Annotated in this window: 11 protein-coding genes; 8 read left to right on the top strand and 3 right to left on the bottom strand. The window is 69.9% G+C overall.

The features are described from left to right. Position 1 precedes the first annotated feature (1 nt). Complete coding sequence (locus J7E91_RS26520; RefSeq protein WP_251016272.1) at positions 2-868, bottom strand: class I SAM-dependent methyltransferase; 867 nt, start codon at positions 866-868, stop codon at positions 2-4. 361 nt (positions 869-1,229) lie between these two features. Here J7E91_RS26520 and rpsA point away from each other — a divergent pair, with 361 nt between their 5' ends. The 4 genes from rpsA (at position 1,230) to J7E91_RS26500 (ending at position 5,189) form a co-directional block, all read left to right on the top strand. Then, positions 1,230-2,744 carry a 30S ribosomal protein S1 gene (gene rpsA / locus J7E91_RS26515; RefSeq protein WP_214908933.1) on the top strand — a complete coding sequence of 505 codons (1,515 nt, stop codon included), beginning with the start codon at positions 1,230-1,232 and terminating at the stop codon, positions 2,742-2,744. Between the two features lie 223 nt (positions 2,745-2,967). Further along, positions 2,968-3,849, top strand: a complete 882-nt coding sequence (locus J7E91_RS26510; protein ID WP_251016297.1) for a PAC2 family protein — start codon at positions 2,968-2,970, stop codon at positions 3,847-3,849. A 210-nt stretch (positions 3,850-4,059) separates the two neighbouring features. After that, on the top strand, positions 4,060-4,668 hold the full coding sequence (gene coaE, locus J7E91_RS26505) for a dephospho-CoA kinase (RefSeq protein ID WP_214908931.1): 609 nt from the start codon (positions 4,060-4,062) through the stop codon (positions 4,666-4,668). Between the two features lie 152 nt (positions 4,669-4,820). Then, entirely contained in the window at positions 4,821-5,189 is a 369-nt protein-coding gene (locus J7E91_RS26500) for a tetratricopeptide repeat protein (protein ID WP_214908930.1), read from the top strand. A gap of 32 nt (positions 5,190-5,221) precedes the next feature. On the opposite strand, the gene J7E91_RS26495 is transcribed toward J7E91_RS26500, so the two are convergent. Continuing rightward, positions 5,222-5,479 carry a DUF6343 family protein gene (locus J7E91_RS26495; protein WP_214909038.1) on the bottom strand — a complete coding sequence of 86 codons (258 nt, stop codon included), beginning with the start codon at positions 5,477-5,479 and terminating at the stop codon, positions 5,222-5,224. A gap of 114 nt (positions 5,480-5,593) precedes the next feature. On the opposite strand from J7E91_RS26495, the gene J7E91_RS26490 reads away from it, so the two are divergent. The 4 genes from J7E91_RS26490 to J7E91_RS26475 all read left to right on the top strand — a co-directional run bounded on the left by J7E91_RS26490 (position 5,594) and on the right by J7E91_RS26475 (position 10,832). After that, positions 5,594-6,025, top strand: coding sequence for a DoxX family protein (locus tag J7E91_RS26490; RefSeq protein ID WP_214908929.1), 432 nt, complete (start codon positions 5,594-5,596; stop codon positions 6,023-6,025). Positions 6,026-6,383: 358 nt separating this feature from the next. Further along, a complete protein-coding gene (locus J7E91_RS26485; protein ID WP_214908928.1) occupies positions 6,384-9,272 on the top strand; it encodes a DEAD/DEAH box helicase in 2,889 nt (962 codons plus the stop codon). Continuing rightward, positions 9,269-10,462, top strand: a complete 1,194-nt coding sequence (locus J7E91_RS26480) for an SWIM zinc finger family protein (RefSeq protein WP_214908927.1) — start codon at positions 9,269-9,271, stop codon at positions 10,460-10,462. The genes J7E91_RS26485 and J7E91_RS26480 overlap by 4 nt, the downstream gene beginning before the upstream one ends. Before the next feature lie 127 nt (positions 10,463-10,589). Beyond that, a complete protein-coding gene (locus J7E91_RS26475; RefSeq protein WP_251016271.1) occupies positions 10,590-10,832 on the top strand; it encodes a hypothetical protein in 243 nt (80 codons plus the stop codon). A 150-nt stretch (positions 10,833-10,982) separates the two neighbouring features. Here the strand turns inward: J7E91_RS26475 and J7E91_RS26470 are convergent, their stop codons facing one another. Next, on the bottom strand, positions 10,983-12,821 hold the full coding sequence (locus J7E91_RS26470; RefSeq protein ID WP_214908925.1) for a DUF262 domain-containing protein: 1,839 nt from the start codon (positions 12,819-12,821) through the stop codon (positions 10,983-10,985). Between the last annotated feature and the right edge of the window lie 21 nt (positions 12,822-12,842).

The raw sequence follows: 12,842 nt of genomic DNA, 5'->3' as shown, positions 1-12,842 counted from the left end.
CCTAGTCCCGTACGCAGACGAAAATCGCCGTTCCCGGGATCAGGTTTCCGCGCAACGGGGACCAGCCGCCCCACTCCTGCGTGTTCCAGGCGGGCCATTCCGGCTCGACGAGGTCGATCAGGCGGAAACCCCCGGCCACCACGTCCCGTACGCGGTCCCCGATCGTTCTGTGGTGCTCCACGTAGACCGCGCGTCCCTGTTCGTCCTGCTCGACGTACGGGGTGCGGTCGAAGTAGGAGGCGGCGACCGACAGGCCCTCGGGACCCGGCTCGTCGGGGAAGGCCCAGCGGATCGGGTGCGTGACGGAGAAGACCCAGCGCCCGCCGGGCCGCAGGACACGCCGTACCTCGCGGAAGACCTCCGCCGGATCGGCGACGAACGGCACCGCGCCGTAAGCCGAGCACGCCAGGTCGAAGGACGCGTCCCTGAAAGGCAGCGTTCCTGCGTCCGCCTGCACCAGAGGCACGTCGCCGCCGATCCGCAGTGCGTGCTGAAGCTGCCGGTGGGAAAGGTCCAGGGCCACGGGGCGGGCGCCCTGCGCCGCGAGCCAGCGCGAGCACTGCGCGGCGCCCGCGCCGATCTCCAGAACGTCGAGTCCCTTCAGGGACGCCGCCGGGCCCAGCAGGCCGGCCTCCGCCTCGTCCAGCCCCTCCGGGCCCCACACGAAACGGTCGTCACCGAGGAACGCGCCGTGCTCGCTCTGGTACTCGTCCGCGTTCCGGTCCCACCAGCCCCGGCTGGCCCTGCTGCTCTCCGCCTCGCCGGCCTCGCGGCGGGTCGCCTCCCCCTCTTCGGGGTCGTCCGGCACGTAGGTGTCGAGGGCCTCGAAGGCGTCTTCAGGGCTGCTGGTGTACTTACTGTGGCTCATTGCGCCCGTCTGTCTCGTCTGCGTAGGCTCCGCTCGAACCGGTAGCTGCAGAGTGCGGTGCGGCCGTTGTGGCCTCGCCAAACATTGATTGTGCCGGGTATGGGACGTTCCGCCCCGGGTGTGCGCCTTCGTGCATTGACCCTGCCCGGCTGCCCCCGTATGCTACAAGTTGCGCTGCGAGCCTGCGCACCTCAGACAGAGCAGGCTGCGCTTGCACCGGTTGTATGTCCCCTCGGTTGTCGAGGCGTTTCCGTTCCCGGGAATCGCGCCTCCTAGGCTGCCCGGCGTCAGCAGGTGCCGATACGGGCTCCCGGCGTAGCAGTACCTACGACTTACTGTCCGTACCGGAGCCCTTACCCACATGACGAGCAGCACCGAGACCACCGCGCCCACCACCCCGCAGGTTGCGGTCAACGACATCGGTGACGAGGAAGCATTCCTCGCCGCGATCGACGAGACGATCAAGTACTTCAACGACGGCGACATCGTCGACGGCGTCATCGTGAAGGTCGACCGGGACGAGGTTCTCCTCGACATCGGTTACAAGACCGAAGGCGTCATCCCCTCCCGCGAGCTTTCGATCAAGCACGACGTCGACCCCAATGAGGTCGTCAAGGTCGGCGACGAGATCGAAGCCCTTGTTCTCCAGAAGGAGGACAAGGAAGGTCGCCTCATCCTGTCCAAGAAGCGCGCACAGTACGAGCGCGCCTGGGGCACGATCGAGAAGATCAAGGAAGAGGACGGGATCGTCACCGGCACCGTCATCGAGGTGGTCAAGGGTGGTCTCATCCTCGACATCGGCCTCCGTGGCTTCCTGCCGGCCTCCCTCGTCGAGATGCGTCGTGTCCGCGACCTCCAGCCCTACGTGGGCAAGGAGCTCGAGGCCAAGATCATCGAGCTGGACAAGAACCGCAACAACGTGGTCCTGTCCCGCCGTGCCTGGCTCGAGCAGACCCAGAGCGAGGTCCGTCAGACCTTCCTCACGACCCTGCAGAAGGGCCAGGTCCGCTCCGGCGTCGTTTCCTCGATCGTCAACTTCGGTGCGTTCGTGGACCTCGGTGGCGTCGACGGTCTCGTGCACGTCTCCGAGCTCTCCTGGAAGCACATCGACCACCCCTCCGAGGTTGTCGAGGTCGGCCAGGAAGTCACCGTCGAGGTTCTCGACGTCGACATGGACCGCGAGCGCGTCTCGCTGTCGCTCAAGGCGACGCAGGAAGACCCGTGGCAGCAGTTCGCCCGTACGCACCAGATCGGGCAGGTTGTTCCCGGTAAGGTCACGAAGCTCGTTCCGTTCGGTGCGTTCGTGCGCGTCGACGAGGGCATCGAGGGTCTGGTCCACATCTCCGAGCTGGCCGAGCGCCACGTGGAGATCCCGGAGCAGGTCGTCCAGGTCAACGACGAGATCTTCGTCAAGGTCATCGACATCGACCTCGAGCGCCGTCGCATCAGCCTCTCGCTGAAGCAGGCCAACGAGTCGTTCGGTTCCGACCCGGCCTCGGTCGAGTTCGACCCGACGCTGTACGGCATGGCCGCGTCGTACGACGACCAGGGGAACTACATCTACCCCGAGGGCTTCGACCCCGAGACCAACGACTGGCTCGAGGGCTTCGAGACCCAGCGCGAGGCGTGGGAGACCCAGTACGCCGAGGCGCAGCAGCGCTTCGAGCAGCACCAGGCCCAGGTCATCAAGTCCCGCGAGGCCGACGAGGCCGCCGCTGCCGAGGGTGCTGCTGCCCCGGCCGCCGGCGCCCCGGCTGCCTCCGGCGGCAGCGGTGGCGGCTCCTACTCCTCGGAGTCGGCGGACAACTCCGGCGCCCTGGCGTCGGACGAGGCCCTGGCCGCGCTCCGCGAGAAGCTGGCGGGCGGCCAGAGCTGACGCTCTGACCACCAGCTGGTAACCGGCTGAAAGTAAGGCCCGCTCCCCATTGGGGGTGCGGGCCTTACTCATGCCCGCACCGCTTGATCACAGAAGGGGCGCGGGCCGGGAATGCCCGCGCCCCACGGCACGTTCTTCCGTACGAACACGAGGAGGAGCGGTAATCGTGCTTGATCCGCAGGATTTGTATGAGTGGGAGCCGAAGGGCCTCGCCGTCGTCGACATGGCGCTCGCGCAGGAATCGGCCGGACTGGTCATGCTCTACCACTTCGACGGCTACATCGACGCGGGTGAGACCGGCGAGCAGATCGTCGGGAAGCTGCTGGACACGCTGCCCCACCAGGTCGTGGCACGCTTCGACCACGACAGGCTGGTGGACTACCGCGCCCGCCGCCCGCTCCTGACCTTCCGGCGCGACAAGTGGTCGGAGTACGAGGCGCCCGAGATCGACGTCCGGCTCGTCCAGGACGCGACCGGAGCGCCCTTCCTGCTGCTCTCGGGACCCGAGCCGGACGTGGAGTGGGAGCGGTTCGCCCTCGCCGTACGGCAGATCGTCGAGCGGCTCGGTGTGCGCCTCTCGGTGAACTTCCACGGCATCCCGATGGGAGTCCCGCACACCCGCCCCGTCGGCATCACCCCGCACGGCAACCGCACCGACCTCATGCCGGGCCACCGCAGCCCCTTCGACGAGGCTCAGGTGCCGGGCAGCGCGGAGTCACTCGTCGAGTTCCGGCTCGCAGAGTCGGGGCGCGACGTGCTCGGTGTCGCGGCGCACGTGCCGCACTACGTAGCCCGTTCCTCGTACCCTGACGCCGCGCTGACCGTCCTTGAGGCGATCACGGCGGCGACCGGCCTGGTGCTGCCGGGCGTCGCGCACGCGCTGCGCACGGAGGCCAGGCGTACCCAGGACGAGATCGACCGGCAGGTCGGTGAGGGCGACGAGGAGCTCGTCTCGCTCGTACGGGGCCTTGAGCACCAGTACGACGCGGTGGCGGGCGCGGCGACGCGGGGCAATCTGGTCGCTGAGCCCGTCGAGCTGCCGTCGGCCGACGAGATCGGTCTCGAATTCGAACGCTTTCTCGCGGAGCGGGAGGGCGACGTCTAGGGCCTGTCGTCAAACTCCCGCCGTCCGCCCGAAGGGCGGGTCCTGCGGCGTCTGGTGCGTGCTCTCGGCGTGCCGGGCGGAAGCCCTCGTACTGGACGTACTTGGGCTTTCGCCCGGTGCGGCGAGAGTGCGTGCCAGGCGTCGCGGGGCAGGCGGGAGTTTGACGACAGGCCCTAGGTCCCTCCGGGCCCCTCGTCTAGGCTTCCGCGCATGCTGAAGGTGGGCCTGACCGGCGGAATCGGTGCCGGCAAGAGCGAAGTGTCACGGCTGCTCGTCTCGTACGGAGCCGTACTGATCGACGCCGACAAGATCGCGAGGGAGGTCGTCGAGCCCGGAACGCCAGGGCTCGCGGCCGTCGTCGAAGCCTTCGGGGAGGGCATCCTCGCCGCGGACGGCACTCTGGACCGGCCGAAACTCGGCTCGATCGTCTTCGCGGACGCCGCCCGGCTGGCGACGCTGAACGCGATCGTCCACCCGCTGGTGGGCGCGCGCTCGGCCGAGCTGGAGGGCGGGGCGGGAGCGGACGCCGTCGTCGTCCACGACGTACCGCTGCTCACCGAGAACGGTCTCGCGCCCGTGTACGACCTGGTAGTCGTGGTGGACGCGTCACCGCAGACACAGCTGGACCGGCTCGTGCGGTTGCGCGGCATGACCGAGGACGAGGCGCGCGCCAGGATGGCGGCGCAGGCGAGCCGGGAGCAGCGGCTGGCCATCGCGGACCTGGTGATCGACAACGACAGGCCGTTGGAGGCCCTGGAGCCGCAGGTACGCAAGGTGTGGGCGGAACTGACGGAGCGGGCCGCGTCGGCGACGTCCTGACGGCGGGCTTCCTGGGTGGCGCCCTTCTTGGCCGGCGCCTGCTTGGCCGGCGTCCTGCTCGACCGGTGTCCTGCTTGACCGGCGGCCTCTGGCGGAATACGGCATGTTGCCGGGGCCGTTGGAAAGAATCAGGTGAGCGGAAGGATGCAGGCGTGCCCGAAAGCAGCCCGGAGACCCACATCATCGACTACCGCGCGGCGGAGCATCTGCTGGCCGCGCGGGATCCGCGCGGAGCCGTGAAGCTCCTGGACTCGGTCATAGCGGCCCACCCGGAGAACACGGCAGCCCGGCTCCTGCGGGCCCGCGCCTTTTTCGCGGCTGCCCAATTGCGCTCGGCGGAGCTCGAATTCCAGCTCGTGCTGGAGCGCGAGCCCGACAACGCCTTCGCTCACTTCGCCCTTGCGCGTACGTACGAGCGTGCCTTGCGCGCGGACCGGGCGAAGCGGCACTTCCGGCTGGCGGCGGCCCTTGACCCGAAGCCGGAGTACCTGGCGGCGGCTGGGTTCGACGCGGACGACTGACCGGACGACGCGGACGACTGACCGGGCGGGGCTCACCGGCGCGGCGGATCGTACGGCGGGACGTCGCGGCCGGGCTGGTAGTGCGGGCCCTGACGGATGTGGCGTACGACCATCACCAGGTCGGCGATGATCACGACGGCGAGGATGCCGCAGGCGATGGCCCAGCCGGTGCGGCCGGTGGCGGCGAAGGCGAGCGTTCCGCCGACGGCCCAGAGCAGGCCCCACAGGCCCAGCACGAGCCGGAGCCGCAGGGGACTGCGTGCGGTCTTCGGTTCACTCCCAGTACGCATGATCATGACGAATCGCCTCTTCCCGTGGGACATGTACCCGGCGATGAGTTCCGGGACGCGGCACGGTCTGTATCTGTGAAAGCACAAGGCGCACCGCTTCCCAGGGAGACCACGATGTCCGAGGCAACGACCGTCAGCACCGTCACGACCGCCAGTGAATCCTCTCGGGCGGCGCGTATTGCCGTGCGCGTCCTTCAGATCCTGCTGGCCGTGTTCTTCGCCGTACCGAGCGCGTCTCCCAAGCTGGTCGGTCACTCATCGGCGTCGGAGAGCTTCGACAAGATCGGTTTCGGGGACTGGTTCATGTACGTCGTCGGGGGCCTGGAGCTGGCGGGCGCGATCGCGCTGCTGATCCCCGTTCTGTCCGGGGTGGCGGCGCGCGCTCTCGGTGGGCTGATGGTCGGGGCGTTCGTCACCCAACTCCTGGTGTTCGACGGCCAGTACGCCGCGACGCCGCTGATTCTCCTGGTGCTCCTCATGGCCATCGCGTGGACCCACCGGCACCACAACGCGGAGCTGGTCGCGCGGATACGCCGTCGCGCGTAACCGGGGCCCGACCGGCCACGGAACCGGCGTCCCCCGCGAATCCGGCGCGGGGGACGCCGGGCGTTCGGCGGATGATGGCAGCGCGGCGCGGCGTTCCTCGTCAGCCCGGCGTCGGCTCTGTTACGCGTCCCCGTCCCCGTCCCGGTGCCTGTCTTCCTCGGTGACTGTGCCGGTCCGGGCCGGGTGCCTCATGGCGTGATGTTCATGCGTGCGTTATGCGTACGCCGCCGCCCCCGCCTGCGCGGCGTCACCCGGGACCAGTGTCAGACCCCGCCCGTAGACTCGCACGTGGACAGGGACACAGGCGCCACGAGCGCACGAGTACGACCATGCGACCAGCGGGGACGGGGGTGAAGCCATGACGGGCACGGGATGTCGCGCCGCGGTTTTTCTTCCTGCCGAGCTGCCGCGTGAAGGCCGGATCGCCCTGTGGGATCCCGACGGCGGCGCACTGCCCGACGCCTCCACCGAGATCACGGTCGTACGTCGCCAGGGCGCCGGCACAACCGCCGTACGCAACCACACTGTGCCGGCCGTCCTCCTGCCCCTCTCCGAAGCCCTGCCGCTGCTGGCCCGAGCCCGCCATGACCCCGCCGCCCACGCCGCCACCCGCTGCTGGGGCGCGGCGGCGCTGCACGCCCTGCATCTGGCCGCGCGGGGCCGGCTGCTGCCCGGGCTCACCGCCGGGGACCACGACGCCTGGCGGGCCGGGCCGCTCGACGCCGACGACATCGCGCAGGTACGCGCGATCGCCGCGGCCATGCCCCCCGAGGCGCACGCCGTCCCGCTACCGGGACGTACGCCCCTCGAGCTGCCCGCCCCCGAGGCCCTGGTGAGGGCGTTCCTCGACGCGGTCGTGGACACCCTGCCCCGCACGCCGTCAGCGGCGTACGCGGTGGGCGCGCCCTTCGCGGCACGCACCGCGCAGCACCTTCCGGGCCTGCGGGAGTGGGCGGCGGAGGTCGCGGCCGGGATGGACGCGGGGGTGCGCGTATCGCTGCGCCTCGACCTGTCCCAGTTCGAGCTCTTCGACAGCGCGGCGAATGAGACGCGGGACGAAGAGACGGCAGAGACGGAAAAGTCTGAACAGCCGGCAGAGACTGGACAGACGCGCGAGAGCGGGGAGGGCCGCGTGGAGCGCCGAGCCGGCACCGCCCTGGTCCAGGTGCACAGCCTGGCCGACCCCACACACGTCATCGACGCGGCCGCCCTGTGGTCGGGCGGCGGCAGCGAGGGCTTCGGCCCGCGCGCCCGCATCGACGCGGTGCTGGCGCTGCGCCGCGCGGCGCGCGTCTGGGAACCACTCGGCCGTCTCCTCGAACGACCGGTCCCCGACGTACTGCCTCTGTCCGAGGACGAGTTGTACGAGCTGCTCGGCCCGGCGGCCGCCAGGCTCGGTGCGGCGGGTGTCGCGGTCCACTGGCCCAGAGAGCTGGCCCGTACGCTCACGGCGACCGCGGTCGTACGCTCCGCGCCCGGGTCCGCGACCGACGGCACCCCCTTCTTCGACGCGCAGGAACTCTTCGCGTTCAGCTGGCAGCTGGCGGTCGGCGGCGAGCCGCTCAGCGAGGCGGACATGGACGCACTCGCCGAGGCGCACCGCCCGATCGTCCGGCTCCGGGACCAGTGGGTGGTGGTCGACCCGGCGCTCGTACGCAAGGCGCGCAAGCGTGAACTGGGCCTGCTGCAGCCGGTGGACGCACTGGCGGTGGCCCTCACCGGCAGTGCGGAGGTCGACGGCGAGCAGGTCGAAGCCGTTCCGGTGGGCGCCCTGGCCGCACTCCGGGACCGCCTCACGGCCGGCACCGGCGCGGGCGCGCTCGTCGCCCAGCCGCCCGGCCTCGACGCCACCCTGCGCGACTACCAGCTGCGCGGGCTCGCCTGGCTGGACCAGATGACCTCCCTCGGCCTCGGCGGCTGCCTCGCCGACGACATGGGCCTCGGCAAGACGATCACGGTCATCGCCCTCCACCTCCGCCGCGCCCGCACCGCCCCCACCCTCGTCGTCTGCCCCGCGTCCCTCCTCGGCAACTGGCAGCGCGAGATCACGCGATTCGCGCCCGGCGTCCCCGTCCGCCGCTTCCACGGCGCGGCCCGTACCCTCGACGACGCCGGCGAACCCGACGGCGGCTTCATCCTGACGACGTACGGCACGATGCGCACCAGCGCACCCGAACTGGCCGCCCACACCTGGGGGATGGTCGTCGCCGACGAGGCGCAGCACGTCAAGAACCCGTACTCCTCCACGGCGAAGGCGCTGCGCACCATCCCGGCCCCCGCGCGCATCGCCCTGACCGGAACCCCCGTGGAGAACAACCTCTCCGAGCTGTGGGCGCTCCTGGACTGGACGACGCCGGGCCTGCTCGGCCCGCTGAAGTCCTTCCGCGCCCGCCACGCGCGGCTGGTCGAGAGCGGCGAGGACGACGAGGCCTCCGAGCGCCTGGCCCGTCTCGTACGCCCTTTCCTCCTGCGCCGCAAGAAGTCCGATCCGGGCATCGTGCCGGAGCTGCCGCCCAAGACGGAGACCGACCACCCCGTCTCGCTCACCCGCGAACAGGCCTCCCTCTACGAAGCGTCCGTACGGGAATCCATGGCGGCCATCGAGGAATCGGAGGGCATCGCGCGCCGAGGCCTCGTCATGAAGCTCCTCTCCTCCCTCAAGCAGATCTGCAACCACCCCGCGCAGTATCTGAAGGAGGACACGCGGCGCCTCACCGGCCGTTCCGGCAAGCTGGAGCTCCTCGACGAGCTTCTCGACACGATCCTGTCGGAGGGCGGCTCGGTCCTGGTCTTCACGCAGTACGTGACCATGGCCCGACTCCTCGCCGACCACCTGACGGCCCGCGCGGTGCCGTCCCAGCTCCTGCACGGCGGAACGCCCATCGCGCAGCGCGAGGAGATGGTGGACCGCTTCCAGTCCGCCGAGGTCCCCGTCTTCCTGCTCTCCCTCAAGGCGGCCGGCACCGGCCTGAACCTCACCCGGGCCGCCCACGTCATCCACTACGACCGCTGGTGGAACCCGGCGGTCGAGGACCAGGCGACCGACCGCGCGTACCGCATCGGCCAGACGCAGCCGGTGCAGGTGCACCGCCTGGTCGCGGAGGGCACGGTGGAGGACCGTATCGCCGAACTGATCGCGTCCAAGCGGGCGTTGGCGGACGCGATCCTGGGCGGCGGGGAAGCGGCCCTGACGGAACTCACCGACCGTGAACTGGCCGACCTGGTCTCACTGCGGAGGCCGGCATGAGCGCGACCAGCAGCAGTTGGTGGGGCAACGCGTGGGTAGAGGCCCTGGAAGCACTCTCACTCGACCCGGCCCGGCTGGCCCGTGGCCATACGTACGCCAGTGAGGGCAACGTCGGCGCGATCAGCGTGACGCCGGGCCGGATCATCACGTACGTACGAGGCAGCCGCCCGCGCCCGTACCGTACGGAGATCCGTCTGCGCACGCTCTCCGACGACGACTGGGACCGTTTCCTGGCCATGGCGGCGGCCAACCCGTCCCACATGGCGGCCCTGCTCGACAAGGACATGCCGCACTCCCTGGTCGATTCGGCCGCCGAGGTGGGCGTGGACCTGCTGCCGGCCCCCGGCGACCTGGTCCCGTCCTGCTCGTGCCCGGACCGCGGCCACCCCTGCAAGCACGCGGCAGCCCTCTGCTACGAGACCGCCCGCCTCCTCGACGCGGACCCCTTCGTCCTGCTCCTCATGCGAGGCCGGGCCGAGCGCGACCTGCTCGACGAACTCGCCCGCCGTAACGCCGCCCACTCCGCCCGCGAAAAGCCCGCACCCCCGCCCTTCCCGGGCGTACCGGCCACCACGGCCCTGACCCCGCGTACGCTGCCGCCCCTCCCCGGCACCCTGCCCGTACCCCCGCACCCGGGCCACGCCTCAGGCGCGTACCCAGGCACACGAGGCGCCCCGGACCCCCTCTCCCTCGACCTCCTCGTAACGGACGCGGCGGCCCGCGCCCACACGCTCCTGACCACCGGCACCGACCCCATCGCCACGCTCACCCCCTGGCAGGACGCGGTCCGCCTGGCCGCCGTCCAGCCCGGCTCCGGCCTGACAGCGGCCACGCGCACCCTGTACGCCGCCCTGGCCCGCGCGACCGGCCGCACCCCCACCGACCTGGCCCGCGCGGTGGCCGCCTGGCAACAGGGCGGCCTCACCGGCCTGTCCGTCCTCGAAACCCCCTGGGACCCTCCGGCCGGCCCCTTCGACCGGGCCCGCCCCGCCCTGGCCGCCGCCGACCTCCCCCGCCTGCGCCCCCACCGCAACCGCCTCAGCGACGCGACCCGCGGCATCCAGCTCCGCCTGGGCCACGACGACCGCTGGTACCCCTACGAATCGGACCCGGGCACAGAAGACTGGTGGCCAACGGGCCCCCCGGACGAAGACCCGGTAGGCGCACTGACGGCACTGCTGGACGCCTGACACTTGGACAGTGACCGGATCCCACTGAGCATCCGCGAACCGCAGCCGGGCGCGCGGAAAAGCGCTCGACAACAACCGGTGGCGCGCGACACGCTGCGCACATGCAAGCCCATTGCCAGAGTTCCCCATGTCCCGCACTCTCCACCACGTACCGCTGAAGCACCGCGACACGAGCTGGTGGTCCACCGGCCGAAGTCCGTGGTCATCGCACACGCTCGTAGACCTGCGCTACCCCGGCACCGAGTCGGCGCGAGCTCACCGCGAGGGCCGCCACCCCACACCGGCCTGCCTGAAGCGCACCTTCGCGTCGTACGCATTCCCACGCGCGTCAGGCACCCCGATCCGTCGTCAACGCGAACACGAGGCCTGAGCCCGCACCGCCCTCCCCTTCTTCACCACCCGCGCGTGCAAACAGCTCCGCGGCGCGCCCGCCGAGGATCTGGATCACCCTCCGACCCGCCACCGCAACACCTGCATCTGGCAGGGCTGACAGGCGGGCAGGCTCGCACATGGTCCGGGGTCACAGATCGTCGGTGTCATCCGCCTCGTCGAGACTTATGGGCGCTTCCGAAGCTCCGGGAGCATCGTCCACAATGACTTTGCCCATCTCTGCCGAGATCCTGCCGAGCAGCGCCGCCTTTCGTCCCGCGAAGAACCCGTCGAAGTCATCAGCCTCCATCAACTCCGGGTCGCCGAGGTGGGACCGGATATGCTCCGCCACCACGTCCGCTCCGGTTTCGGCGCTCTTTGCCAGCCGGACCAGGTATTCGGAGGGAGCCGCGCCCCCGATGACCCTGTTGGTGCGAGCGGTCAACGGCGTCTTGTTGACAATGGAGTTGAACATGGCCGGCGCGTATCCGGCATTCAGGCACCACGCCTTGGGGAAGATGTGGTGGATGTCGATCGACTCGTCGAAGTACCCGGTCACTTCGGCCTTCTCACCCGTGCGCCAGTCGACGGCCCCGGCCTTGAGCAGCAAGGCGTAGATGCCCTTGTACGCCGCGCTGTTGCGAGTCCGTAGCGTGAGGAGCCGGGCCGGGGCAAACTGTGCGGCGGTGACCGTGCGGGGTTCGGTTGCCGAACCGCGGACCCATTCGGTGACATCAGGCAGGTCCTGGCTGAACCGGGTCTCGGTGGAGCCCCCGTAGAGCTCGCCGAACACCCCGCGCCAGTACCAGCGGGCGATCTTCTGCTGAGCTCCCGCGCTCTGCGCGTCGACGCCGACGAGTGCGAAGACAGCAGCGAGGGGGATCAACTGAGTGCCGTACGGAAGAAATTTGGTGTCGAAGAGGTACTGCTGGTGCAGAAACTTCGCCGCGGCCTTGAAACCCGTGACCACGGCAGGGGCGAACCGTCGGTACTCATCCAGCGACAGCGCGAGCATGTCCTTGCGCTTGCAGCCGATGCGGGGCAGACGCTCGGCATCCTCGCCCCGCGCGGCGGCCGCGTTGCGCCGCTCGGCGGTGGCGAGCAGGGTGACTGCCTGGAGGAAGTCCGTATTGGAGACGTCCTTGAGGATGCGGTACCCGGGTGCGTTCCAGGCGGCTTTGCACTGCTCCTCCCAGTGCCGTCTCAGGTCGAATTCGTCCGCCGCGAATGTGGCGGTCAGCAACTCGAAGACCGTGAGAGTGACACCCCCGGTGTTGACCTTCTCGAATACCTGGCAGACGGCCTGACGCGGAGTGGCCTTCCCGAGTTCGATGACGGGAACGTGGTATCGGTCGAAAGGCTTGACGAATGCACTGTAGAAGGCCTTCCAGAGCTTCCTCTTGGACCTGTCGTCCTCCCAGTAGTCCTCGAACCCGGTCTCCCAGTCGTCGTAGTCGAATACAGAGCTCAGCGGAAAGAGGTGAGCCGCGTACTCCCTTTCCGGCGTCGTGTAGTCCTCGACCACCTCGCTGCGGAAGTTGCGTACGACGCGATCCGCAGGAAGGAACCGGATCGCCTCCTCGCGATCGGCGGTCTCGTCGACCGCCGCGAGCATGTCCACGTAGAACCAGCCGGACACCCGGTGCTTGCGGAGATCCTGCGTGACGACGGGTTCGCCAAGCTTCAGCGACTGGTACAAGGAGGTGAGCCGCTGCTGACCGTCGAGAACGAGGGTGTCCGGCTCGGTCCTGTCAGGGGGTGTCGCGCCCTCGATCGGCCGGCACTTGAACCGGACGTCGCCGCCGGCCTGGAGCAGCATCACCGTTCCGACGGGGTAGCTCAGCGAGATCGACGCCAGCAGACTGGTGATGTTCGGGTGTGGCCAAACCCAGCCCCTCTGGAATTCGGGCAGTTGGGCTCGCCCGTCCTCGACCTGCCGAAGCAGATCTCGCAGCGGTCGCTTGTCGATGCTGAATGCCTCGTCGGCCACATTGCCTCCTTGAGGGACTCG

Origin of the sequence: Streptomyces sp. ISL-99, assembly GCF_018614005.1 — a bacterium.
GTDB classification, from domain to species: domain Bacteria; phylum Actinomycetota; class Actinomycetes; order Streptomycetales; family Streptomycetaceae; genus Streptomyces; species Streptomyces flavidovirens.
This window is presented reverse-complemented; position numbering and strand designations above follow the sequence as displayed.